This is a genomic window from Pseudomonas sp. A214, from assembly GCF_900156295.1.
Lineage (GTDB): Bacteria > Pseudomonadota > Gammaproteobacteria > Pseudomonadales > Pseudomonadaceae > Aquipseudomonas > Aquipseudomonas rhizophila.
Genome location: NZ_LT707062.1, coordinates 3,391,720 through 3,415,334, shown reverse-complemented (window position 1 = coordinate 3,415,334; position 23,615 = coordinate 3,391,720). Strand labels below are relative to the sequence as shown.

At 61.7% G+C, this 23,615-nt stretch carries 21 protein-coding genes; 12 read left to right on the top strand and 9 right to left on the bottom strand.

Annotation, left to right across the window (positions count from 1 at the left end; translation table 11 throughout):
* Positions 1-67: 67 nt before the first annotated feature.
* The 5 genes from otnI to BW979_RS15275 are packed head-to-tail and all read right to left on the bottom strand — an operon-like array spanning position 68 to position 4,405.
* Entirely contained in the window at positions 68-844 is a 777-nt protein-coding gene (otnI, locus tag BW979_RS15295) for a 2-oxo-tetronate isomerase (RefSeq protein ID WP_076384251.1), read from the bottom strand.
* Between the two features lie 5 nt (positions 845-849).
* Positions 850-1,488: a 3-oxo-tetronate 4-phosphate decarboxylase gene (gene otnC / locus BW979_RS15290; protein WP_076384249.1), complete on the bottom strand. Its 639-nt coding sequence runs from the start codon at positions 1,486-1,488 to the stop codon at positions 850-852.
* Positions 1,485-2,756 (bottom strand): 3-oxo-tetronate kinase, encoded by a 1,272-nt coding sequence (otnK, locus tag BW979_RS15285; RefSeq protein ID WP_076384247.1) that lies wholly within the window; start codon positions 2,754-2,756, stop codon positions 1,485-1,487. Before otnK ends, otnC begins: the two co-directional genes overlap by 4 nt.
* A 2-nt stretch (positions 2,757-2,758) precedes the next feature.
* Positions 2,759-3,667: an L-threonate dehydrogenase gene (gene ltnD, locus BW979_RS15280; protein WP_076384245.1), complete on the bottom strand. Its 909-nt coding sequence runs from the start codon at positions 3,665-3,667 to the stop codon at positions 2,759-2,761.
* Positions 3,668-3,688: 21 nt separating this feature from the next.
* Positions 3,689-4,405: a FadR/GntR family transcriptional regulator gene (locus BW979_RS15275; protein WP_230682588.1), complete on the bottom strand. Its 717-nt coding sequence runs from the start codon at positions 4,403-4,405 to the stop codon at positions 3,689-3,691.
* A 191-nt stretch (positions 4,406-4,596) separates the two neighbouring features.
* Between BW979_RS15275 and denD the strand changes: the two genes are divergently transcribed.
* Positions 4,597-5,553 carry a D-erythronate dehydrogenase gene (gene denD, locus BW979_RS15270; protein WP_076384243.1) on the top strand — a complete coding sequence of 319 codons (957 nt, stop codon included), beginning with the start codon at positions 4,597-4,599 and terminating at the stop codon, positions 5,551-5,553.
* Between the two features lie 59 nt (positions 5,554-5,612).
* Positions 5,613-7,019, top strand: coding sequence for a GntP family permease (locus tag BW979_RS15265; protein WP_076384241.1), 1,407 nt, complete (start codon positions 5,613-5,615; stop codon positions 7,017-7,019).
* A gap of 66 nt (positions 7,020-7,085) precedes the next feature.
* On the opposite strand, the gene treA is transcribed toward BW979_RS15265, so the two are convergent.
* Entirely contained in the window at positions 7,086-8,717 is a 1,632-nt protein-coding gene (gene treA, locus BW979_RS15260) for an alpha,alpha-trehalase TreA (RefSeq protein WP_076386624.1), read from the bottom strand.
* 261 nt (positions 8,718-8,978) lie between these two features.
* Between treA and BW979_RS15255 the strand changes: the two genes are divergently transcribed.
* From BW979_RS15255 to leuD, 6 genes are all read left to right on the top strand, one after another.
* Positions 8,979-9,749, top strand: a complete 771-nt coding sequence (locus tag BW979_RS15255; protein WP_076384239.1) for a substrate-binding periplasmic protein — start codon at positions 8,979-8,981, stop codon at positions 9,747-9,749.
* Position 9,750: 1 nt separating this feature from the next.
* Positions 9,751-11,094 (top strand): diguanylate cyclase, encoded by a 1,344-nt coding sequence (locus BW979_RS15250; RefSeq protein WP_047225613.1) that lies wholly within the window; start codon positions 9,751-9,753, stop codon positions 11,092-11,094.
* A 25-nt stretch (positions 11,095-11,119) separates the two neighbouring features.
* Positions 11,120-11,854: a substrate-binding periplasmic protein gene (locus BW979_RS15245; RefSeq protein WP_047225612.1), complete on the top strand. Its 735-nt coding sequence runs from the start codon at positions 11,120-11,122 to the stop codon at positions 11,852-11,854.
* Between the two features lie 129 nt (positions 11,855-11,983).
* Positions 11,984-12,823: a glutathione-dependent disulfide-bond oxidoreductase gene (yghU, locus tag BW979_RS15240; protein WP_047225611.1), complete on the top strand. Its 840-nt coding sequence runs from the start codon at positions 11,984-11,986 to the stop codon at positions 12,821-12,823.
* Between the two features lie 229 nt (positions 12,824-13,052).
* The gene (gene leuC / locus BW979_RS15235) at positions 13,053-14,474 is read left to right on the top strand and encodes a 3-isopropylmalate dehydratase large subunit (protein ID WP_076384237.1); all 1,422 of its coding nucleotides are present in this window, start codon (positions 13,053-13,055) and stop codon (positions 14,472-14,474) included.
* Between the two features lies 1 nt (position 14,475).
* Entirely contained in the window at positions 14,476-15,084 is a 609-nt protein-coding gene (gene leuD / locus BW979_RS15230; RefSeq protein ID WP_076384235.1) for a 3-isopropylmalate dehydratase small subunit, read from the top strand.
* A 58-nt stretch (positions 15,085-15,142) separates the two neighbouring features.
* On the opposite strand, the gene BW979_RS15225 is transcribed toward leuD, so the two are convergent.
* The 3 genes from BW979_RS15225 to BW979_RS15215 form a co-directional block, all read right to left on the bottom strand.
* The gene (locus BW979_RS15225) at positions 15,143-16,084 is read right to left on the bottom strand and encodes a LysR substrate-binding domain-containing protein (RefSeq protein WP_047225608.1); all 942 of its coding nucleotides are present in this window, start codon (positions 16,082-16,084) and stop codon (positions 15,143-15,145) included.
* Between the two features lie 194 nt (positions 16,085-16,278).
* On the bottom strand, positions 16,279-17,286 hold the full coding sequence (locus BW979_RS15220) for a TRAP transporter substrate-binding protein (protein WP_047225607.1): 1,008 nt from the start codon (positions 17,284-17,286) through the stop codon (positions 16,279-16,281).
* Positions 17,287-17,405: 119 nt separating this feature from the next.
* Positions 17,406-18,326 (bottom strand): LysR family transcriptional regulator, encoded by a 921-nt coding sequence (locus BW979_RS15215; protein WP_047225606.1) that lies wholly within the window; start codon positions 18,324-18,326, stop codon positions 17,406-17,408.
* A 182-nt stretch (positions 18,327-18,508) separates the two neighbouring features.
* On the opposite strand from BW979_RS15215, the gene BW979_RS15210 reads away from it, so the two are divergent.
* The 4 genes from BW979_RS15210 (at position 18,509) to BW979_RS15195 (ending at position 23,604) form a co-directional block, all read left to right on the top strand.
* Positions 18,509-19,711: a CaiB/BaiF CoA transferase family protein gene (locus BW979_RS15210; RefSeq protein ID WP_076384233.1), complete on the top strand. Its 1,203-nt coding sequence runs from the start codon at positions 18,509-18,511 to the stop codon at positions 19,709-19,711.
* 58 nt (positions 19,712-19,769) lie between these two features.
* Entirely contained in the window at positions 19,770-20,684 is a 915-nt protein-coding gene (locus tag BW979_RS15205; RefSeq protein ID WP_076384231.1) for a hydroxymethylglutaryl-CoA lyase, read from the top strand.
* Positions 20,685-20,970: 286 nt separating this feature from the next.
* A complete protein-coding gene (locus BW979_RS15200) occupies positions 20,971-21,426 on the top strand; it encodes a (2Fe-2S)-binding protein (RefSeq protein ID WP_076384229.1) in 456 nt (151 codons plus the stop codon).
* A gap of 42 nt (positions 21,427-21,468) precedes the next feature.
* Positions 21,469-23,604 (top strand): xanthine dehydrogenase family protein molybdopterin-binding subunit, encoded by a 2,136-nt coding sequence (locus tag BW979_RS15195; protein WP_076384227.1) that lies wholly within the window; start codon positions 21,469-21,471, stop codon positions 23,602-23,604.
* The last annotated feature ends 11 nt before the right edge of the window (positions 23,605-23,615 follow it).

Below are 23,615 nucleotides of genomic sequence, written 5' to 3'. Positions count from 1 at the left end.
GGGGCGAGAGGGTTTGTATTCATCGCATGCCCTCACGCCCTTCCTGGGCGCCCTACTCCATCTCAGCTCAACGCCAGGGCGCAAACCAGCCCAGGCCATCCTCGGTCAGGCCGCGGGGGTTGTATTCGCAGCCGATCCAGCCATCGTAGCCGGCCTCGTCGAGCAGTTTGAACAGGTACGGGTAGTTCACTTCTCCCAGGTCCGGTTCGTGCCGATCCGGCACGCCGGCAATCTGGATATGCCCGACACCGGCCTGGAAGCGCTGGAAACCGGCAATCAGATCGCCTTCCATGATTTGTGCATGGAACAGGTCCAGTTGCACACGCAGATTCGGCTCGCCCAGTTCGGCCAGAATTGCATGGCCCTCGGTCTGGCGATTGATGAAGTAACCCGGAATCGAGCGGGTGTTGATCGGCTCGATCAACAGTGTCAGTTGGTGCTCGGCCAAACGTCGTGCGGCGTAACGCAGGTTCTCCAGATAGACCTCGCGCATGCGCGGACGCTGGCTCTCGTCACTCACCAGTCCGGCCATTGCGTGCAGTTTGGGGCAGCCCAGGGCGTGGGCGTATTCGATGGCCCGGTCGACACTTTCACGAAATTCCGCCTCGCGCCCCGGCAACGCCGCGATGCCGCGCTCGCCTGCGGCAAAATCCCCCGGTGGCAGGTTGAACAGCACTTGGCTAAGCCCGTGCTCGGCCAAACGTCCGGCCAGTTCGGCCGGTGCGAACTCATAAGGGAACAGGTATTCCACGCCCTTGAAGCCGGCCTTGGCGGCTCGGCCGAAGCGATCCAGGAAAGGTGCGTCGTTGAACATCATGCTGAGGTTGGCAGCGAAACGTGGCATTGCAGTCACCATTGGGCGCCGAAGGTCTGGCGCAGTTCTTCGATTTGTTCGTCGTCCAGCGCCCGTACCGGCTGCTGGCGCAGCAACAGGTAGAGCTTGGCGGTTTCTTCGAGCTCTTCGATGGCATAGGTGGCCGCCTCCAGGCTCTTGCCTGAAACGACCGGCCCGTGATTGGCCAGCAACACCGAGCTGTGCTGCCCGACCAGCCCGCGAATCGCCTCACCCAGCCGCGGATCACCGGGCCGGTGGTACGGAATCAGCGGCAAGCGTCCCACACGCATGACGAAATAGGGTGTCAGCGGTGGCAGGCACGACGTTGCGTCCAGGCAATCCAGGCACGAGACCGCCGCCGAGTGCGTGCAATGCAAGTGCACGATGGCACCCGAATCTTCACGGCCTTCATAGACGGCACGGTGCAGGAATGCTTCCTTGGAGGCAGGTTTGCCAGCCAGGTGGTTACCTTGCCAGTCGAGCTTGGCGATGTCGGCCGGGTCCAGGCGACCGAGACAGGCGTTGGTCGGTGTCAGCAGCCAGCCATCGCCCAGACGCACGCTGATATTCCCGGAGGAGCCGGGGCTGAGCCCACGCAGGTAGAGGGAACGGCCGATCTCGACGATCTCTTCGCGCAATTGGCTTTCTGTCATGCCAGCATCTCCCAGGCCTTGATCATGAAATCGGCGCTACCGAAGTTACCGGACTTGAGCGCCAGCGTCAGCGGCCGACCGGATTGGCCGAGCGTCTGGGTCCAAGGCACGCCGGGGTCGATGCTCGGCCCGATGCGCAAACCTTCGATACCCAGCGCGCCGACCACTGCGCCGGAGGTTTCGCCACCGGCCACCAGCAATTGGCCCACGCCCTGCTGTTCGACCAGCGCACGGGCAATCGCCGCCAGGGCCGATTCAATGCGTTCACCGACCTGCTGCGCACCGAACTGTTGTTGCACCCGGCGTACCTCGTCGGCCGGACTGCTGGCATAGATCAGCACCGGACCCTGGTGGCCGGCAGCCCAGGCCAAGGCCTCGGCCACCAGTGCATCACCGCGGGCCATCAGCTCGGCGGCCTCAAGACGAAAGGCAGGATAGACCGCTGCCGCCTGCTCGATCTGGCCGAGGGTCGCTCGCGAACAGCTACCGCTGAGAATCGCCTGGCGCCCCCACCCTGCCCCCAGCCGGCTGGCTTCGCCGTTGGCCTGCAACAGCCCTCTGGCCTGCCAATCCTGGGCCATGCCCAGCGCCAGCCCCGAGCCGGCCGTGACCAACGGCAGATCGGCACAGGCGGCGCCGAGCACCTGCAAATCTTCATTATCGATAGCGTCGCTGATAGCGATGCCCACGCCCTCGGCGCGCAACGCGGCGATCCGCTGACGGGTCGCCTCGACGCCGGCGCGCAGGGTCCGGTAGTCGATCAGGCCGACCGGGTGGCGTGTCTGCGGCTGCAACACGCGCAGCAGGTTGGCGTCGCGCATGGGCGTGAGTGGATGGTCCTGCATCCCGCTTTCGTTGAGCAGCACGTCATTGGCGAACAGGTAACCGTTGAACACGCTGCGGCGGTTTTCCGGAAAGGCCGGACAGGCCACGGTGAAGTCGCTGCCCAGGGCTTGGAGCAGTGCATCGCTGACCGGGCCGATGTTGCCCTCAGCGGTGGAGTCGAACGTCGAGCAATACTTGAAGTAGAACTGTCGGCAGCCCTGCTGGCGCAACCACTCCAGCGCCTGCAGCGACTGTGCGACGGCTTCATCGGGCGCCAGGTTGCGCGACTTGAGCGCCACCACCAGGGCGTCGGCGTCGCCCACCGCCAAGGGCCCGTGTGGGACACCAATGGTCTGCACAGTACGGGCGCCGCCGCGCACGAGCATGCTGGCAAGGTCGGTCGCTCCGGTGAAGTCATCGGCGATGCATCCGATCAGGGGCATGGTCAAATCTCCTCGTTGGCGGCGGCAGGCAGGTTGATACCGGGGAATATCTTCACCACGGCGATATCATCCTCGCGCCCCAGCCCGGAAGCCGACGCTTGCTTGAACATCTGGTGGGCGCTGGCGGTCAGCGGCAGCGGGAAGACCGCCTCCTGGGCGCTGTCGAGCACCAGGCCCAGATCCTTGACGAAAATATCCACCGCCGAGCGCGGTCGATAATCACCCGCCAGCAAATGCGGCACGCGGTTTTCGAACATCCAGGAATTACCGGCGCTGTGACTGATCACCTCGTAGAGCGCCTCGGGATCGCAGCCCTGACGAATGCCATAGGCCATGGCTTCGGCCGCCGCGGCAATGTGGACCCCGGCGAGCAACTGGTTGACCAGCTTGATCTGCGAACCTTGCCCGGCCTCTTCACCCAGCCGGTAGACCTTGGCGGCGACGGCGGCAAGTGCCGTTTGCGCCCGTTCGAAGGCGGCCTCCGGCCCCGAGGCCATGATGGTCAACTCGCCCGCTTCGGCGCGCACCGCCCCGCCTGAAATGGGCGCATCGAGCATCAGCACTTGATGCTCGGCCAAGCGCCCACTGATGCGCCGCGCAGCCGCCGCCGAGATGGTTGCACAGGCAATGACCACGGAACCCGGACGCAACCGCGCGGCAATACCCTGCTCGCCGAACAGCAATTGCTCGGTTTGCGCGGCATTGACCACCACGATGAACAGCAGGTCGCTGAGCGCGGCGCTGTCACTCAGGGCACTGACCGGCTGGCCACCTTCGGCGATGAAGGCCTGGCGCACGTCCTCGCGGATGTCGTAGCCCCATACGGGCAGACCAGCGCGCAAAAGCGCGCGCGCCATGCCCAGGCCCATGGAGCCCAGGCCGACCACACCAATACTGGATATTGCTGTCACGGGTGAATCCTCTTGTGGTTGTTATCCGGACGCGTCGGCCTCGCTTCGCGCTTCGCGCAGGCGGACTTCGGCGTTGCGCAGATGCGAGGAGGCCGCGGTACGTGCCGCCTCACTGTCACCTGCGGCGATAGCGGCGAGCAGCGCGTGGTGCTCCTGATCGACCTGACACATGTACTGGGCGTTACGCGCCTCGTTGCGACGGGTCACTCTGATCGCCTGTTGCAGCAGCTGATGCAGAAAATCGATGGTTTCGAGAAAGTGCTGGTTACCGGTGGCGGCCACCACCGAACGGTGGAAGGCGAGGTCTTCGCGCACGCCGTCTTCACCCCGCTCGACCGCTTCGTCAAGCTCGGCCAAGGCGTTTTGCATCGCCCGCAATTGCGCATTGGTGCGCCGCGCTGCAGCCAGTTCGGCGGCCTTGATCTCCAGCGCGCTGCGCAATTCGAGGATCTCCACCACCGCCTCGAAGTTGCCCTGGGGTGGAGACAGGCGCAGCGCGACACTGGGATTGGGCACGACGAAGGTGCCGCTGCCCTGGCGCGAAGTGAGCATGCCTTCGCGCTTGAGCATCGAAATCGCTTCGCGCACCACCGTGCGGCTGACACCGTACTGCTCGCACAATGCCTGCTCGGTGGGCAGGCGGTTCCCGGCGGCCAACTGGCCGTCATGGACCGCTGCACTCAGGCGTTTGGCCAGCCGTTCGGCCAGCTTGGGGGTAACGTCGTTCAGACTGTCCACTCAAATTCTCCCGGCAATCGTCGCGCTGCCTTGCCACCCGCTGTGGGCAAGAAGAAAACACGCAACGGTTGCGTCCACGTTAAATTCATCATACAACATGACAACTACTTGTCACCTGGTTCGTCAAATAACAAGAATACGGGGCGTTCGGCACCCTGCCCCGAATATTCTCCTTAAGCGGAGTGCAATACATGAAGATCCTGGTAACTGGCGGCGCTGGCTTTCTCGGCGCCCGCCTGATCGAAGCGCTGCTGGCGCCCACTGCGAGTGACTTGCTGCCCCCCGGTGCCAGCCTCGTCTCGGTCGACTTGGCGCCCTGCCCCATCAATGACCCTCGGGTGGTGTCGCACACAGGCGACATCTGCGACCCGGCCTTTATCAAATCGCTGATCGGCCCAGAGACCTGCCTGGTCTATCACTTGGCCGCGATTGTCAGTGGCCAGGCCGAAGCCGACTTCGACCTTGGCATGCGGGTCAATTTCGATGCGACCCGCGCCCTGCTCGAAGCCTGCCGCCAACAGGCCCAGGCGCCGCGTTTCGTGTTCGCCAGTTCACTGGCGGTATTTGGTGGGCCGATGCCCGAGCAGGTACCCGAAGAACTCGCACCGCTGCCGCAATCGTCTTATGGCGCGCAGAAGGCCATGGCCGAACTGCTGATCAATGACTACTCGCGCAAGGGCTTCATCGATGGCCGGGTGTGTCGCCTGCCAACCATTTCCGTTCGCCCCGGCAAACCCAACGCAGCGGCCTCGTCATTTGCCAGCGGCATCCTGCGCGAGCCCCTGGCCGGCGAGATGAGCAACTGTCCGGTACCACTGGATACCCGCATGTGGCTGTCTTCGCCGCAGACCGTGGTCGACAATCTGGTCCATGCCGCGCGCCTGGACGGCCAGGCGCTTGGCCTGCGGCGGACCCTCAACCTGCCCGGCATCAGCGTGCGGGTCAGCGAAATGCTCGACAGTCTCGCCCGTGTCGGTGGCGAGGCGGCGCGCGCGCGGGTCAGCTTTGAGCCGGACGAGCGGATCCAGCGCATCGTTTGCAGCTGGCCCGGCGACTTCGACATCCAGCGGCCGCTGCAATTGGGCTTTCGCGGTGATGCCGACTTCGACAGCGTGGTAAGGGCGCACCAGCACAGCATGAATCGCTGACCCAGGCGGCGCCGTGCGGTGCCGTCGTTCCATCCAATAACAACAAGAGTGATTACCCAATGGACGCAACTTCTATCGCCGGCCCACAGCTGATGGTGAGCCTGGTCCTGGCCATCGTCATCCTCATCGTGCTGGTTCTCAAGACCCGCATCCACGCCCTGCTGGCGCTGATCATCGCCGCCTCGATCGCCGGCCTGGGTGGCGGCATGGCGCCCGACGCGCTGGTCAAATCCATCACCACCGGCTTCGGTGCCACGCTGTCGACCATCGGCCTGGTCATCGGTTTCGGTGTGATGATGGGCCGCCTGCTGGAAGTCTCCGGCGCCGCCGAGCGGATGGCCTATACCTTCGTGCGCTGGCTGGGCAACAAACGCGAAGAGTGGGCGATGATGGTGACCGGCTACATCGTCTCGGTGCCGATCTTCTGCGACTCGGCGTTCGTCATCCTCAACCCGTTGGTCCGGGCACTGGCGCGCAACAGCGGCAAATCGATGCTGACCCTGGGTATTGCCCTGGCCAGCGGCCTGATGCTGACCCACCATGCGGTTCCACCGACGCCAGGGCCACTGGGGATTGCCGGGATTTTCAATATCGACGTGGGGTTGATGATTTTCTGGGGCGTGGTATTCACCATTCCCGGCACCTTCGTGCTGGTGGCCTACGCCCGCTTCATGGGCCCACGCATCGAGGCGATGATCGCGCAAAGCGGCCAGACACCGGTCGAACCCGCCACCGCCTATCGTGAAGTGCTCGAACGCGCCGATGCCCGCGAGGCCGAACTGCCGCCGCTGTGGCTGTCGATGCTGCCGATCGTGCTGCCTATCCTGCTGATCTTCGCCAACACCCTGGTCGTCGCCCTCGGCAAACTCAACGGCGACAGCACCCTGACCCAGAGCCTGTTCGGTCAGACCATCGCTTTCGTCGGCAACCCGGTCATCGCTGTCGGCCTCGGGGTGGTGGCGGCACTGTATGGACTGGTACCGCGGCGCCCGCGTGAGGAAGTCATCGCGCACATGGAGAAAGGCGTGGAAAGCGCCGGCATCATCCTGCTGGTCACCGGTGCCGGTGGTGCATTGGGTGCCGTGTTGCGCGACAGCGGTGCGGGTCAGTACATGGGCGAATGGGTCGCCACCTTGCCGCTGCCGGCGGTGTTGATCCCCTTCGTGATCGCGTCCCTGGTGCGCCTGATCCAGGGCAGCGGCACCGTGGCAATGATCACCGGCGCCTCGATTTCGGCACCGATCCTGGCCTCGATTCCCGACGTTAACATGGTCTTCGCCGCCCAGGCGGCGGCCATTGGCTCGATGGTCTTTGGCTACTTCAACGACAGCTATTTCTGGGTAGTCAACCGCATGCTCGGGGTCACCAACGCCAAGCATCAGATGCTGACCTGGTCGATTCCGACCACGATCGGCTGGTTCACCTCCCTGCTCACCCTGTTGCTCTTCAACGCCATTCTCGGATAACAGTGCCGGGCACCTGGGCAGGAACTGATAAATCCTGCCCAGGTGCCCCTTGCTCTTAGCGCCTGCTCATTCACCCACAGTCGTTGCGGAGGAATGTTCGCCATATTTGCTCAACAGTTTCAGCGTCACGCCATTCGTCCAGCCGAAACCGTCCTGCAACTCATATTCGCCACCTCCCCCGCCATCTCCTCGCCCGGATACGTCGTACTTCTCTACCAGCTTGTCTTCCTTGCGGTAAAGATTGTGTACCTGTTGCAGGAAGCAAGTGCCAATCTGCTGCGCCAGCGCGGTGTGCCCATAGCGATCCAGCCCCTCAACCGCCACCCACTGCAGCGGTGCCCAACCGTTGGGTTCGTCCCACTGCTGGCCATTGCTGACCTGCGTGGTGGCAATGCCGCCAGGGCGCAGCAGACCATCACGGACTGCCTCGACCGTGCGATTGGCGTGGTCCGCGGAGGCAAGGCCGGTGTAAAGAGGAAACAGCGTGGCGGCTGTCAGTTGCGGGCGTTGACGGCGCTGCTGCCAGTCGTAGTCCACGTAAAACCCTGCATCGGCATTCCACAAATGTTGCTCAATGGCACGCTGCCGCCGGTCCGCGCGCTGACCATAGGCCTGGACGCATGGCGTGTTTTGCACGGTTTCACACGCCTTGGCGATGGTGCGCTCCAGGTGATAGAGCAGGCTGTTCAGGTCCACGGGCACAATGGATGTGGTGCGTATGGTTGCCAGGTTCTGGCCGTCGCCGAGCCAGCGCGAACTGAAGTCCCAACCGCTCTCCGCCCCGGCACGCAGATCACGCCAGACCTCTTGCCTGGATCTGTTCGAGGCCTGTTCAGCGGTTTTGACATCTTGCAGCCAGGACTCCTGTCGCGGCGTCGAACGGGCATCCCAATAGCGATTGAGCACGCTGCCATCGACGAGCTTGACCACGTGTTGCGCGGCGGCACCCGGTTTGAGCCCCTCGGCGCCCTGCATCCAATAGGCGTATTCCTTCTGCAGTTGTGGAAGGTAACGCCCAAACGCCTGGTCACCTTCGATGTGCGCCTGCAACTGCACCATGTAAGCGAAGAATGGCGGTTGTGAGCGGCTCAGGTAGTAGGTGCGATTGCCATTGGGAATGTGCCCGTACGTGGCGATCATGTAGGCAAAGTTATCGGTCATCTGGCGCACCTGGGCCTGATCACCGCTTTGTTCAAGCCCGAGCATGGTGAAGTAGGAGTCCCAGTAGTACATCTCGCGAAAGCGTCCGCCTGGAACGACATAGGGTTGTGGCAAGGGCAACAGGCTGCTGTAGGGCGGCACTTGGCGATAGGTACGGCTTAACACGGGCCAAAGGCTGTCGATGTGCTCTTGTATGGGCGCGCCCGGTTTTGGTGCCGGGCTTTGCGCTGCGCCGGACTCGATGAAGTTGTCCTTCACGAAGGTTTCGAGATCGAAGTCGCTGTTGTCGCGACGAGCCAGGTATTCGGCACGGATTTTCGAGGGGTCGCGGGTGGGCAGTGCGTCGACGAAATGCTTCTGGTCGGTGAACAGTTGGTTGTTCTGCACGGCTTCGAACAACTCGGGATATGCCTGGTCGGGCGGCAGATTGGCCCGTTCCTTGGCATCCATGTAGCCCCAGGTCGCGGGCGGTTGGCTTGAGCAAGCCGCGCACAGCAACGCGGCGAAGGACAGGCTGGTGAAATACAGTGGTCGCATCAGCGGCTCCATCATTTGTCGTTCCTGACAAACGACTGACACGGCCGAACAAACCCGGGTTCATTAAATGTCGCCGAATCGACAGCTGGAACAAGAGAGGCCACACTCAAATTTTCACAGGGTCTGGCCCGACCGCCCCAGGTTCAATGCCCCCCGGTTTCGACGGATGACACTCAAGCGCGTATAGGCCCAGCCGATAACACATTAAGTCAACGGCCCCCAGGCCGCGCCGGCACTGCTGGTTGCATAGGGTAACTCTCGATGATTTTGCCGTTTAACCGTCTGCTGATGAGCTGCGTCCTGGTGTTCCTGGCTGCAAGCACAGCCGTGCCAAACGCCGCCGCAGAGACTGCGCTGCGCATCGTTACGGAAGAACTGCCGCCTTATAACATGACGCAGAACGGGCGAGTGACCGGTATGAGCACCGAGGTGGTCCAGGCGGTGCTCAAGGAGGTCGGCGTAGAGGCGTCCATCCAGCCCATGCCTTGGGCGCGGGCCTACGAACTGGCGCTCAATGAAAGTAACGTGTTGATCTATTCAATCGTTCGAACGCCTGCGCGTGAATCACTTTTCCAGTGGGTCGGGGCCATCGCCCCAACCCAGTGGTACATGTATTCGCTGGCTGAGCGCCCGGTAAAACTCAACTCGCTGGACGATGCGCACGGTCACCAGATTGCCACCGTCAATCAGGACGTGGGTGAGCAATACCTGGTGTCGAAGGGTTTCCGCATTGGTACAGACCTGCAGTCGAGCAACAAGTACGAACACAACTACCGCAAGCTCAAGGTCGATCACGTGGAGCTATGGATTTCCAACGAGCTCAACGCGCTGTACCTGACCCGCCAGAATGGTGAAGACCCGGATAAAGTGTTGATCCGCTCGCTGCCGCTTCCCGAATTGAGCAGTCAGGATGGCTTGAGCATGGCGTTCAGTCGCAAGACGCCGGCCGCGACGGTCGAGAAATTCCGCTCAGGCCTGGAGACCATCCGCCGTAATGGCGTTTACGACGCCATCATGCGCAAGTGGTTATGACATGGCCGACGATTTTCGGACTGTCCCCATCCATCCGCCAAAAACCAGGACGTTCAGCTCGCTGGGACGGCGTCTGGTGTTGGCCACGCTGGTGTTCTGCCTGTGCTTTACCTTGGCGATGGTCACGCTGCGTACCTGGCAGGCCTGGGAAAACAATCTGGCGCAGATGAATTCCGAGCTGGTCCTGATCGACCAGGTGTTCCAGAACACCCTGGCCCATGCCATTTGGGAAATGGACCGTGAATCGTTGGACAAGCAGATCACCAGCGTTGCGAATGCGGCGCCGGTGGGACGCGTGGCACTCAATATCCTGCGACCCGGACAGGCGCCAGAAATCATCGAGTTCAATCGATATGCCAGCAATGCATCCAGCGTGGCGCCGGTGCTGCATCGCCAGCTCGTCGCGCAGCCCTACATCGGCGCCAACGAAAAGGTCGGTGAACTGACCATCGAGGGCGATAACAACCTGCTTTGGGAACGCCTCTGGGACGAAGCCCGCAGCATCGTCATCACGCAGGTGATCCAGTCGTTGCTGCTGGCCGGCCTGGTCATGACCATGTTCAACCGCCTGGTGACCGTGCACGTTGTCCATATCGCCCGGCATCTGGGGAAACTCTCACCACAAACACTCAACTCCCACCTCAAGCTGCAACGTTCGGTCCGGCGCCAGGACGAGTTGAGCCTGCTCGAATCCAAAGTCAATGCACTGCAAGACAACCTCCACGCCCATCTGGAGCGCCAGCACTCGGACGAACTGGCCCTTGCAGCCAGTCGCGACCAGTTGGCCGAACTGGTCGAGGCGCGCACTTCGGAACTCAAGGCCGCCAACCAGGCCCTCGAAGCGCTGTCGCGTCACGATGCCTTGACGGGCTTGGCCAACCGTCGTTACTTCGATGAACTGAAGGATGTCGAATTCCGCCGTGCGATCCGCCACAACACCCCGCTGGCCGTGCTGATGTGCGATGTGGATTTCTTCAAGATCTACAACGACACCTACGGCCATATCAAAGGGGACGAGTGCTTGAAACAGATCGCCGGGACCCTGCGCAGTGTCTTCGGCCGCTCCGGCGAACTGACTGCTCGCCTGGGGGGTGAGGAGTTTGTCGTGGTATTGCCCAATATCAACGCCAGCCAGGCATGCGAGGCAGCCCAGCGGTTTCGTGAAAGCCTGGCTGAACTTGCACTGCCCCATGGCGGCTCAGCGGTTTCCCCTTTTGTCACCCTGAGCATCGGCGTCGCCGAGCTGGACACCAAAACCATGGATCACTTCGATCAACTGCTGCAACGCGCCGACCAGGCGTTGTACCGGGCCAAACGCCAGGGGCGCAATTGCGTCGCTTTATAAAACCACCGTGTGCTGCGAGGTCTGTATGCACTACCGTCTGAAGCTCTGCTCCTGCTTGCTCCTGGCCCTGATCAGCGTGAAAAGTCACGCCGAGGCGATCGAAGTCGTGACCGAAGACTCGTTATACGCCTACCTGCGTGAAGGCGCGCTCGTCGGCCCGGGCACTCGAATAGCCGACGAAACCTTGAGAGGCGCAGGGATCAGCGATTACCGCATGTTGCTGTACCCATGGGCACGCGCTTACGAAAAAGCGCTGCATGAACCCAATGTGATGATCTTCCCGCTCGATCGCACCCCGGCCCGTGAGCAGATGTTCAAGTGGGTGGGTGAAATCCATCGGGCGACGACCAAGCTCTACAAGCTGCGTGGACGTGGCGGCATCGCCGTTGACAACCTTGAAGACGCCAAGCAGTACACCATAGGCGTGGTGCGCAATGACGCCAAGCAGGTTTACCTGCAGCAGAAAGGCTTTACCCGGCTGGTGGTATCGGCGGACAACCACGATAACTTTCAGAAACTGTTGAATCAGCAGATTCAGTTGCTGCCGATGCCCGAGAATACTGCGCGCCTGATGAGCAAAGATGCCCAAGTGGATTTCACCACTCTGGAGGAGGTCTTTTCCCTGGATGAACAACCCCACCGAGTTCACATGGCGTTTAGCCTGAGCACCCCAGACGAAATCGTCACCCGGGCTCAACAAGCTTTCGCGAAGCTCAAGGCTTCAGGCGAAGTGGATCGGATCATGACTGAAGAGCGTTAGCGGGTAAGCCTAATGCAGTACGTGCAGGCGGGGTGATTTGCTGACGCTGACCCTCCTATGGCAGGCTTGGGCCAGAGCTTTTTTCCGCGGTTCACGCGGTCACTGCAAGTCGGCAATGAGGCCCCTCCCATGAGCAAAGCGCCCTATGTACCGCCCAGAGTCTGGAAATACAACGCCCCGTCTGGCGGCCAGTTCGCCAACATCAATCGCCCTATCGCCGGGCCGACCCATGAAAAAGTATTGCCAGTGGGCGAACATCCGCTGCAGCTCTATTCACTGGCCACGCCCAATGGCGTGAAGGTGACCATCCTGCTGGAAGAGCTGTTGGCGCTGGGGCACACCGGCGCCGAATATGACGCCTGGCTGATTCGCATTAACGAGGGCGACCAGTTCTCCAGTGGCTTTGTCCAGATCAACCCGAACTCGAAGATCCCGGCGTTGCTTGATCGCAGCGTACAGCCTGCAATCCGGGTTTTCGAGTCCGGTTCGATCCTGCTGTACCTGGCAGAAAAATTCGGCGCCTTCCTGCCCACCGACCCGGCCGGACGCACCGAAACCCTGAACTGGCTGTTCTGGCAGATGGGCGCAGCCCCCTATCTGGGTGGAGGCTTCGGTCATTTCTACGCTTACGCGCCCGATAAACTTGAATACCCCATCAATCGTTTCACCATGGAAACCAAACGCCAGCTCGACGTCCTGAATCGCCGTCTTGGCGAAAGCCAATACCTGGCCGCAGACAGCTACACCATCGCCGATATCGCGGTCTGGCCCTGGTATGGTCAATTGGTGCGCGACAACGTGTACTCGGCTGCCGAGTTCCTGGCTGCCCACGAATATACCCATGTGCAACGCTGGGCCGAGGAGATCGCCAATCGACCGGCAGTGATCCGGGGGCAACGAGTGAACCGCACGTGGGGTGATGAAGCGAGCCAAGTGCCGGAGCGGCATCGGGCTGAGGATCTGGATTGAAGGGGCCGGGCCGGTCTTTTCCTGTCAGCACCGGATAGCAACCGCGGTGGGCCGGGCGCTATCCGAATCGCTGACCGCTGCGCGGATTAAACACGAATCGTGAATCGATGATTGACTTTTCAGCCATTGAACCTGCAATCACATTCCCTATGCTGGCATGACTGCTCATTGAGCGCGGCGCATCGTGAGGCCCTCCCGGCGCGCCTTCCGATCACTCGCGAGAACCGTCATGAAAGGCCCCAGAACGCTCTACCAGAAGCATATAGATGCCCACACCGTCTGTACGCTGGACGACCATGGCCATGTGTTGCTCTACATCGACCGCCAGGTCGCCAACGAATACACCAGCCCCCAGGCCTTCAGCGGCTTGAGAGAGGCGAACAGAACGGTATGGCGCCCGTCATCAACGTTGTGCGTGGTCGATCACGTCAACCCGACCGCGCCTGATCGCGTCGCGGCCATGCCGGATGCGGGTGGCGCGCTTCAGGTTTCTTACTTCGAGCAGAACTGTCGAGACTTCGGAATCGAGTTGTTCGATGTCCTGGACAAGCGACAAGGCATTGAGCACGTGGTTGCCCCTGAGCAAGGCTTCATTCTTCCCGGGATGGTCGTGGCCGCAGGTGATAGCCACACAACGACCTATGGCGCGCTGGGCGCCTTTGGTTTTGGTATCGGCACTTCGGAAATTGAACACCTGCTCGCCACACAGACGTTGGTCTATAAACGTCTGAAGACCCTGCGCGTGAATGTGCACGGGCGGATGGGCGCAGGCGTCACCTCCAAAGACATCATCATGGCCTTGATCCGCGACATCGGTGCGTCCGGTGCGACGGGCTACGCCATCGAATTCTCCGGCCCCACCATTGAGTCCCTCAGCGTCGAAGCGCGCATGACCATCTGCAACATGGCCGTAGAGGCCGGTGCCCGTGGGGCTTTCATGGCGCCGGACGAAAAGGTGTACGCCTACCTCAAAGACAAACCGCGAGCCCCGAAAGGGGCGCTATGGGAGCAGGCTGTCGAGAAATGGAAGACGCTTTATTCCGACCCTGGAGCGCATTTCGACAAGGAAGTCGAACTCGATGCCAGCGCGTTGGAGCCGATGGTGACTTGGGGAACCAGCCCTGACCAGGCCGCGCCGATTGGTGAGTGCGTACCGGATCCGCGCCTGGAGAGCGACCTGATCCGCAGGCAGGACCTGCAGCGTGCACTGCGCTACATGGGCCTTGAGCCGGGAACCCGACTGGCCGGGGTGCCGATCAGTCACGCCTTTATCGGCTCCTGTACCAACGCGCGCATCGAGGATCTGCGCGATGTCGCGCGCATCGTTCGGGGTCGCAAAGTAGCGGCGAGCGTGCGCGCGATGATCGTACCGGGTTCCACGCTGGTGCGTGATCAGGCACAAGCGGAGGGGCTGGCGCAGATCTTCAAGGATGCCGGCTTCGAATGGCGCCAGTCCGGCTGCTCGATGTGCCTGGCGATGAATGATGATGTGCTGTCGCCGGGAGATCGCTGTGCCTCCAGTACCAACCGAAATTTCGAGGGCCGTCAGGGCGCCGGAGCAAGAACTCACCTCATGAGCCCGGCGATGGTCGCCGCCGCAGCGATTTGCGGCCACCTCACCGACGTTCGTCAACTGTCCATGGAGAGCTGAAATGCAGCCATTCACCATCGTTCGCGGTATCGCCGCACCGCTGCCCGCCGCGAATGTGGACACCGACGTCATCATGCCCAAGCAGTTCCTCAAGGGCATCGATCGCAATGGGCTGGACCGCGGGGTCTTCTTTGACTTGCGTTTCCTGGCCGATGGCGTCCCCAATCCGGCGTTCATTCTCAATCAGGCCCCTTGGGATCACGCCAGTTTCCTGATCACCGGACCTAATTTCGGTTGTGGTTCCAGCCGCGAGCACGCGGTCTGGGGGCTGAAGCAATTGGGTATACGCGCACTGATCGGCACGAGTTTCGCTGGTATTTTCTCCGACAACTGCCAGCGCAATGGTGTTCTGCTCATTCAGTTGAAGGAGTCAGAACAGCAGGAGATCAGCCATCTCGTTGGGTCACCTGAAAACTCGCAGATCACGATCGATCTGCATGCCCAGCAGATTCACCTTCAGAGCGGAAAGATAATTGGGTTCGAGATGGACCCCTTACGTAAAAAAGCGCTGCTGGAAGGTCTCGATGCGATTGGTACAACGCTTGAGCACACGTCACGAATCCGCGACTTCGAGGCACTGCACCATCGTTTGAACCCCTGGCTTGCCTGAGCCTCGAGCGAACAAGGGCCTGCATCCTGCGGGCCTGCGGGGCCGGACAGAACTGCCGTCAGGCGCGGGCCGTCTCCGGTAGCCGCAGCCTTTTCAAATAGCTCTCCAGAAACTCCACGCACACGCGAAGTTTGGCCGAATCCGCCAGCCTGGTCGGATACACCGCCCAGACGTTCGCGCTTTGGGTGTAATCGGGCAGCACGCGGACCAGCTTGCCTTGATCCAACAGTGGCTGAACATCCCACAACGACCGCAGAAGCACCCCGCGCCCAGCCAAGGCCCATTGCAGTACGATTTCTCCGCTGTTGGATGACAATCTGCTGCTGACCCGTACAACCTCATCGCGGTTGGCCTGATTCAAATGCCACACACCGAATGGATTGTTCCGCTCCTTCAGGACCAGACAATCATGATGAGCAAGATCCTTGAGAGTGATCGGGACCCCTCGCCGCTCCAGGTAATCCGGTGTGGCACAGAGCACTCGGTGGTTACTGAGCAGCTTGCGGCTGATGTGATGGCCCGGCAAGTCGTCACCCACGCGGATCTCCAGATCAAAGCCTTCGGCAACGATGTCTACCACGCGGTCGAACACATCCAGCCGCACCTCCAGTTCCGGGTAGATCGATGACAACTCTGCAATCGCAGGGGCAACATGATTGCGCCCAAAACCGAAGCTGCTGCAAATGTGCAGCAGGCCACGAGGGGCTTGGCGAATCTCGGTGAGCTCACCAACGAAATCATCCATGTCGTCGAGAAAGCGAATCGCCCAGCGCTGGGTTTTTTCTCCCGCTTCAGTCAGCGCAATGCGTCGAGTGGTGCGATGCAAAAGCCGCGTGCGCAACGTCTGCTCGAGCACGCGAATCCGTTTGCTCACGAAGGCCGGCGAGAGCCCAAGCTCATCCGCGGCACCGGCAAAGCTGGATTTGCGAATGACGGTCAGGAAGACCCGAAGGTCCTCCGGCAGAGGCGTTTGAACACGAAATGTGTTTTCTGGTGTCATGACTGCCCGGCCTGCTCCACTTTTTTGCGAAGAATAGCATCTACTGATCCGCCCCCCGTCAGCTTATGCCCAACCCGTTCGGCAGCCCCAGGGAGATGGCCGGGATGTCAGTGATCACGATCAGAACCAGCAGCAAGGCAAACTTCGAGAGACGCCTTCGGCCACCCCGAACGGGCGACCGTGGCTGGGGAACTTCAGTTGGATTGGTTGGCCGCCTGGGCCGCTTCGATCAGTTCGGTACCGATCTGCGTTTCGAAGGCTTTCCAGGCAGGACGCACGGCGTTGCGCCAGGCATCACGTTGCTGTGGGGTCAGGCTGATGATCTCGCTCTTGCCCGAATCGATGATGCCCTGCTTGGCCTTCTGATTGAGCACCTCGGCCTGCTTGTTCACTTCGACAGTGACCTCATCGATGATCTGCTCCAGCTCATCGCGTACATCTGCCGGCAAACCATTCCAGAATTTGGTGTTGGCGATCAGCAGGTAGTTGCCGATGGCATGGTTGGACTCGGTCATGTACTTCTGCACTTCATAGTATTTCTGGGAATAGATGTTCGACCAGGGGTTGTCCTGAGCATTCACCACCCCCGTCTGCAGGCCCTGGTAGATCTCGGCGAACGCCATCTTGCGCGGCACTGCGCGCAATGCGCTGTATTGCGCGGCCTGCAGGTCAGAGGGCTGCACGCGGAACTTCTGCCCGCGGGCATCACTTGGCTTGACCAGCGGCTTGTTCGCGGTCAACTGGCGCATACCGTTGAGCCAGTAGGCCAGCCCGGTGATGCCCTTGCCTTCCATTGACCTGAGCAGCGCCTTGCCTTTGTCCGACTGTTGAAAGCGCTGCGCTGCCGCCACGTCGTCGAACAGGAACATCAAGTCGAACAACTGCAATTGCTTGGTGTACTGCTCCAGTTTCGAGGGTGCCGGCGCCAACATCTGCACCTCACCCAGCAGCAACGCTTCCATCTCCTTGCCATCGCCGTACAACGACGAATTGGAGTAGACCTGCACTTCGACTTTACCCGGCAGGCGCTCCTCCACCAACTTCTTGAACATCAGGGCGCCCTGCCCCTTGGGCGTGCTGTCGGCGGTGATGTGGGAGAACTTGATCAGAATCGGCTCGGCGGCCTGGACAGACAACGCACCGACCAGGGCAAAGCTGGCAAGCACCCCGGTCAGGCCACGACGCACGGATGGATACTTCATGGTGAGCTCCTATTGTTTTTGTTCGAGCGTTGGGGACGTATCCCCCTCAGTCCGTTTGGACTCTACCCCCCGTCCCTACGCCACTGAAATTCATATTTGAACAATGCTGCCTTCGGCTTTCACGAAGGCTCGACCATGGAAGCCTCCCGTTGTTCGCTGCTCATCAGGTGTTCGAGCATCTGGCGTGCCGTCATCGACAGCGCTTCCAGGCTGCGCACGGCAATCTTCAACTCGCGACGCGCCCAGGGATCGTCCAGCGCAATGACCTGCACATCGAGCGCCGGCAGATAGGTCCGCACGGCAAGCTCCGGCAGGATGCCGATCCCCATGCCGGTGTGGATCATCCGGCAAATGGCTTCGAAGCTGCGCACCTGGATACGCAGGCGCAGTGGCGTACCCAAATGACGCGCTGCCTGTTGCAGCAGGCCGTGCAACGAGGCGTCCTGCTGCAACCCGATGAAGTCGTAGCTGACCGCTTCGTGCAGGCTGATGCGGCTGCGCTCGGCCAGCGGATGCGCGCGTGGAGTGACCAGCACCAACCGATCGTGGCGGTAGTTGAACACCTGCAGTTCATCGGCGGGCACATGGCCGGCAAAAATGCCGATATCGGTAAGCCCTTCGCGCACCGCACGGATGGCTTCGCTGCTGACCCGCTCTTCCAGATCGATTTTGACCTGCGGGTGCAAACGGGTAAAAGCACTGAGGTCCTCGGGCAAGAATTCGATCACCGCCGAGGTGTTGGCGTGAATGCGCACATGCCCCTTGACCCCCTCGCTGAACTCGCTGAGGTCGGCATTCATCTGCGCAAGGTTGTCCATCATATTGCGCGCGTGATGCAGCAGCGCATGCCCGGCCGGCGTCAGTTCGACGCCCTTGGGCTGGCGGTAGAGCAAGGCGATTCCCAGCTGGTTTTCCAGGTCGCTGACCCGTTTGCTCACCGCCGCCAGGGCCAGGTGCTCGCGCTCGGCGGCCTTGGTCAGGCTGCGCTCATCGGCGATGGCGACAAACAGCTTGAGGGTGACGAAATCGATACGACGCATAGGCGCGGCCTCCTGTCAGTCGTGTATCACGACGTGCAGCACGATGAAGAACAGTTTCAAGGTTCTCACAGGTGGTACTTCGCAGGATACGAAGCCTGGCTTGGTCATTGATCAATTGTTCAGTCCATGGGCCTGAGCCATCCTGCCTGACAAAGAACAGCGCACGACCCAAAGGTGCAGACATGACAGAACAACACGCAAGCAGCATGGCGCTGCAGGGCCTGAAGGTCCTGGAGATGGGCCAACTGATCGCCGGCCCGTTCGCCAGCAAGATGCTCGGTGAGTTTGGTGCCCAGGTGATCAAGATCGAGCCGCCGGGTGTTGGCGACCCGCTGCGCAAGTGGCGCAAGCTCAAGGACGGCACCTCGCTCTGGTGGCATGTGCAGTCACGCAACAAGCAGTCGTTGACCCTCAACCTGAAAGCAGCGGAAGGTCAGGAGATTGTTCGCCGGCTGGTGGCCGAAGCCGATGTACTGGTCGAGAACTTTCGCCCCGGCACCCTGGAAAGTTGGGGACTGGGCTGGGACACGCTGTCGAAGATCAACCCGCGCCTGATCATGCTGCGCATCTCCGGCTACGGGCAGACCGGTCCCTATCGCGACCGCCCCGGCTTCGGTGTCATCGGCGAGGCCATGGGCGGCCTGCGTCACCTCACCGGTTATCCGGGTCAGGCACCGGTACGGGTCGGCATCAGCCTGGGCGATTCGTTGTCTTCCCTGTATGGGGTCATCGGCGTGCTTCTCGCTTTGCAGGAGCGCCAGAACAGCGGCATGGGCCAGTTCATTGACGTGGCGCTGTACGAATCGGTGTTTGCGATGATGGAAAGCCTGGTGCCGGAGTACGACGCCTGCGGATACATTCGCGAGCCCGCCGGCAGCGCTCTGCCGGGTATCACGCCGTCCAACTCCTACCCCTGCAACGACGGGCATTTCGTACTGATTGCCGGCAATGGCGACAGTATCTACAAACGATTGATGCACCTGATCGGCCGCCCGGATCTGGCCGAGGACCCGCGCCTGGCGCATAACGACGGACGCGGCGAACATGCCGAGCGCATCGATGCTGCCATCGCCGAGTGGACCCGGCAACGCGACCGGGACCAGGTCCTGGAAGCACTGAATCAGGCGTTGGTGCCGGCCGGTTTCCCCTACACCGCCGCCGATATCGTCAAGGACCCGCACTACCTCGCGCGCCAGATGATCGAGACCGTGCAGACCAGCGCCGGCGCGCTGAAAGTGCCGGGTGTACTGCCCAAACTCAGCCGCACCCCAGGGCGTCTCGGCGCCGGCGGCCCGCAATTGGGCGAGCACACCGACCACCTGCTGGCCGGTCTGGGCCTGAGCGGCGAACAGGTCCGCGGCCTGCGCGAGCGCGGCATCATCTGAACAAGGACGCGCCTGCAAAACAGCTTGCGCTCCTCACCGTTACCCGGAGAACCGCCCCATGAGCAAACGCCTGTACATCCAGGAAGTCGTCACCCGCGACGGCTTCCAGAGCGAAGCCCAGTTCATCCCCAGCGAAGACAAGATCGCCCTGATCGATCGCCTGGCACAAACCGGTCTGGCGAAGATCGAAGTCACCTCCTTCACCTCGCCCAAAGCGATTCCCAGCCTGCGCGATGCCGAAGCGGTGATGCGCGGCATCCGTCGCGTGCCAGGGGTGGAATACAGCGTGCTGGTGCCCAATGTGAAGGGCTGTGAGCGGGCATTGGCCTGCGAGGTTGACGAGATCAACCTGGTGATGTCGGCCAGCGACAGCCACGGCGTGGCCAACCTGCGCATGACTGCCGAACAATCGCTCGAGCAGTTCCGCCAGATCATTGCCGTCAGCCAGGGAAGCGGCGTGTTCATCAATGCCTCGTTGTCGACCGCCTTCGGCTGCCCGTTCGAAGGTCAGGTCGCCGAAGCGCGGGTCCACGGGCTGATCCAACGCTTGCTGGACATTGGCGTGCAGGGCGTGACCTTGTGTGACACCACTGGCATGGCCGATCCGGCGCAGGTCGCGCGCATCTGCCGTGAAGCCCTGGCGCGCTGGCCGCAGACCCCGTTTACCCTACACTTTCACAACACCCGAGGCATGGGACTGGCCAATGCCCTGGCGGCACTGGACGCCGGTATTGATCGTTTCGATGCCTCGCTCGGAGGGCTGGGCGGCTGCCCCTATGCACCTGGCGCCAGCGGTAATATTTGCAGCGAGGATCTGGTGCACATGTTCCAGCGCATGGGCCTGGACACCGGTGTCGACCTGGACAAACTGCTGGCGGCGGCGGCCACCCTGCCAACGCTGGTCGGTCACCCGGTGCCAGGGGCAATTCTCAAGGCCGGCAAGTCCGACCGACGCTATGCAAAAGCTCAATAGATACCAAGCCGGTAGCCTCGGGCCGAGGCTACCGCGCCGATAGTCGAGCGCCTCACCGCCCCCTCCAGAATCGGCCGATATTGTTATTGCGCCCTGCACAGACCATTCAAATCTGCTGGCTTTATAGCCGGAGCAGCTGCCTTGTAAGCTCCCTCTCGATCCCCATTGGCGACAAAGCCGGTGAGTGATTGCCGATCATCGATCCGGTTTGAGCGCGCCGGTATCCGTCGCCATCGGTGTCTTCAATGTCGCCACGGATCTTCTCTTCGCAGACTGGGAGTCAACGATGAAGCTACAGGTCAATGAACGCGAACTGGAGGTGGATGCGCCCGCCGATATGCCGCTGTTATGGGTCATTCGAGACCTCATGAACATGACCGGCACCAAGTTCGGTTGCGGTATGGGCCTATGTGGCGCCTGCACCGTGCATATCGACGGCTCGCCCCAGCGCAGTTGCATCACGCCGGTCGGTGCCCTGGCCGGTAAAAAAATCACCACTATCGAAGGGCTGTCAGCCGATATCAGCCATCCGGTTCAGCGTGCCTGGACCGAACTGGATGTGGTCCAGTGCGGCTATTGCCAGTCCGGTCAGATCATGGCCGCCTCTGCATTGCTGACCAGCAACCCTGCCCCCACCGACGCCGACATCGATCAGGCCATGGCCGGCAATCTATGTCGTTGCGGTACGTACCAGCGCATTCGTTTGGCAATCCACCGGGCCGCCGAACTGAGCAAAGCCTGACCCCATCCTCTCAGCCACCTTTCAGCCAGGGAGTGCTCTGCAATGAATGCCATGATTGTCTCTTCTCGTCGCAGTTTTCTTAAGTCTGGCACCGTGCTCGGCACTGGCCTGATTGTCGGTTTCACGGTGCCCGCTGGCAGACGCCTGATGGCGCAAGACCTGGAGTCCGCCGAATTCGCGCCCAATGCATTTCTGCGCATAGCCGCGGATGACAGCATCACCATTTTCCTGGCCCATTCCGAGATGGGTCAGGGGGTCTGGACCACCCTGACCCTGCTCATCGCCGAAGAACTGGACGCTGACTGGAACACACTCAAGGTCGAGCATGCGCCGGCCGCCGCCGTCTATGCCAGTCTGCGGCGTGGGTTTCAGGGCACGGTCGGCTCTTCCAGCATTCGTGATGAGTTCGAGCGTTATCGCCGGGCGGGCGCAATGGCGCGGGCGCTGTTGATCCAGGCAGCGGCCATTCGTCTTGGCCAGGCCCCCAGCGCATTGCGCACAGAACATGGAGAGGTCATCGCCGGCAACACCCGTCTGCGCTATGGCGAACTGGCCGAACAGGCCGCCACGCTCCCGGTGCCGGATCCGGCGACGCTGCCCCTGAAAGATCCGGCAGCCTGGACGCTCATCGGCAAGGGCGCCCTACGGCTGGACTCGCCAGAAAAGATCAGCGGTCGCGCGAAGTATGGCATCGACGTCCAGTTCGAAGGATTGCTCTGCGCCGTGGTTGCACGGGCGCCGATGCTCGGCGGCAGCGTCCGCGCCTTCGATGCGACCCAGGCCAAGGCCCTGCCCGGCGTACGCCATGTGGTTCAGGTCCCCAGCGGCATTGCGGTCGTCGCTGATCACTACTGGGCGGCCAAGCGCGGGCGCGATGCGCTGCAAGTGCAATGGGAGGCTGCAAGCGGCACCGTCATCCTCGACAGCGACCAGCAACGCCAGGATTTAACCGCCCTGACCCACACACCGGGTGAAGTCGTCACGCAACGCGGCGAGGTGGAGCAAGCCCTGAAGTCTGCCCGCAAGGTAGTCGAGATGGCGTACAGCGTGCCCTACCTCGCGCACGCCACAATGGAGCCACTCAACTGCACCGTGAAGCTCAGCGACGATGGCTGTGACATCTGGGTCGGCAGCCAGATGCAAACGTTCAATCAACGAACCGCGGCAAAGATCACCGGTCTTGCCCCTGAGCAAATCCGTATTCACACCACCTTCCTGGGCGGTGGTTTTGGCAGGCGTGCCCTGCAGGATTTCATCGCCGAAGCGGTGGAAGTCGCCAAGGCTGTGAATGTGCCAGTGAAAACCCTCTGGAGTCGCGAGGATGATATGCAGGGTGGTTACTACCGGGCAGCCTTCGCCCAACACCTGCGCGTTGCCTTGGGGGCGGACGGGCGACCGGTGGCCTGGTCGCAAACCACGGCGGGGCAATCGATATTTCCGGATGCGTCGGGCATTCACCCGACGTCTGTCGAAGGCATGAGCGACTCGCCCTACATCATGCGCAGCCCGGCCTATCGGGTCGAAGCGCACGCCCCTCGGTCGAACATTCCGGTGTGGTATTGGCGCTCCGTTGGACACAGCCACAACGCCTTCGTCATGGAGAGCGCGGTGGATGAGCTGGCACACGCCGCCGGACAGGACCCACTGGCGTATCGCCGCCTGCTGCTTGAATCGGACCCACGGCACCTGGGCGTGTTGAACCTTGCCGCCGAACGCTTCGGTTGGGGGCGCACGCCAGCACCGGGACGCGGCCACGGCCTCGCCGTACATCAATCATTTGGCAGCTACTGTGCTCAAGCGGTGGAGGTTTCCATCGAAGGTGGGAATATCCGCGTTCATCGCGTGGTGTGCGCGATCGACTGCGGCATCCCGGTCAACCCTGACAACATCAAGGCACAGATGGAAAGCGCTATTGTCTTCGGCCTCAGCGCAGCGCTGTTCGGGCAGATGAGCATCAAGGAGGGTCGTATCCAACAGTCCAACTTTCACGATTACCGGGTGCTGCGCATCAACGAAATGCCGCAGATCGAGGCGCATGTGCTGCCCAGCACCGAGAGCCCTGGCGGTGTAGGCGAACCCGCAACGCCCCCCATCGCTGCGGCGGTGGCCAACGCGGTCTTCGCCCTGACGGGTCAACGCTTGCGCGAACTGCCGTTGCGTCCATCGAGCAGTACATGAAGCGAAGGCCT

Excerpts from the sequence above, each read along its gene's own strand:
- denD (WP_076384243.1), top strand. The coding sequence starts at position 4,597 with ATGAAGATCCTGGTAACTGGCGGCGCTGGCTTTCTCGGCGCCCGCCTG.
- yghU (WP_047225611.1), top strand. The coding sequence starts at position 11,984 with ATGAGCAAAGCGCCCTATGTACCGCCCAGAGTCTGGAAATACAACGCC.
- BW979_RS15195 (WP_076384227.1), top strand. The coding sequence starts at position 21,469 with ATGAATGCCATGATTGTCTCTTCTCGTCGCAGTTTTCTTAAGTCTGGC.
- BW979_RS15250 (WP_047225613.1), top strand. The coding sequence starts at position 9,751 with ATGGCCGACGATTTTCGGACTGTCCCCATCCATCCGCCAAAAACCAGG.
- BW979_RS15265 (WP_076384241.1), top strand. The coding sequence starts at position 5,613 with ATGGACGCAACTTCTATCGCCGGCCCACAGCTGATGGTGAGCCTGGTC.
- BW979_RS15200 (WP_076384229.1), top strand. The coding sequence starts at position 20,971 with ATGAAGCTACAGGTCAATGAACGCGAACTGGAGGTGGATGCGCCCGCC.
- BW979_RS15210 (WP_076384233.1), top strand. The coding sequence starts at position 18,509 with ATGACAGAACAACACGCAAGCAGCATGGCGCTGCAGGGCCTGAAGGTC.
- treA (WP_076386624.1), bottom strand. The coding sequence starts at position 8,717 with ATGCGACCACTGTATTTCACCAGCCTGTCCTTCGCCGCGTTGCTGTGC.
- BW979_RS15225 (WP_047225608.1), bottom strand. The coding sequence starts at position 16,084 with ATGACACCAGAAAACACATTTCGTGTTCAAACGCCTCTGCCGGAGGAC.
- BW979_RS15205 (WP_076384231.1), top strand. The coding sequence starts at position 19,770 with ATGAGCAAACGCCTGTACATCCAGGAAGTCGTCACCCGCGACGGCTTC.
- leuC (WP_076384237.1), top strand. The coding sequence starts at position 13,053 with ATGAAAGGCCCCAGAACGCTCTACCAGAAGCATATAGATGCCCACACC.
- otnK (WP_076384247.1), bottom strand. The coding sequence starts at position 2,756 with ATGCCCCTGATCGGATGCATCGCCGATGACTTCACCGGAGCGACCGAC.
- otnI (WP_076384251.1), bottom strand. The coding sequence starts at position 844 with ATGCCACGTTTCGCTGCCAACCTCAGCATGATGTTCAACGACGCACCT.
- BW979_RS15245 (WP_047225612.1), top strand. The coding sequence starts at position 11,120 with ATGCACTACCGTCTGAAGCTCTGCTCCTGCTTGCTCCTGGCCCTGATC.
- BW979_RS15220 (WP_047225607.1), bottom strand. The coding sequence starts at position 17,286 with ATGAAGTATCCATCCGTGCGTCGTGGCCTGACCGGGGTGCTTGCCAGC.
- BW979_RS15215 (WP_047225606.1), bottom strand. The coding sequence starts at position 18,326 with ATGCGTCGTATCGATTTCGTCACCCTCAAGCTGTTTGTCGCCATCGCC.
- otnC (WP_076384249.1), bottom strand. The coding sequence starts at position 1,488 with ATGACAGAAAGCCAATTGCGCGAAGAGATCGTCGAGATCGGCCGTTCC.
- leuD (WP_076384235.1), top strand. The coding sequence starts at position 14,476 with ATGCAGCCATTCACCATCGTTCGCGGTATCGCCGCACCGCTGCCCGCC.
- BW979_RS15255 (WP_076384239.1), top strand. The coding sequence starts at position 8,979 with ATGATTTTGCCGTTTAACCGTCTGCTGATGAGCTGCGTCCTGGTGTTC.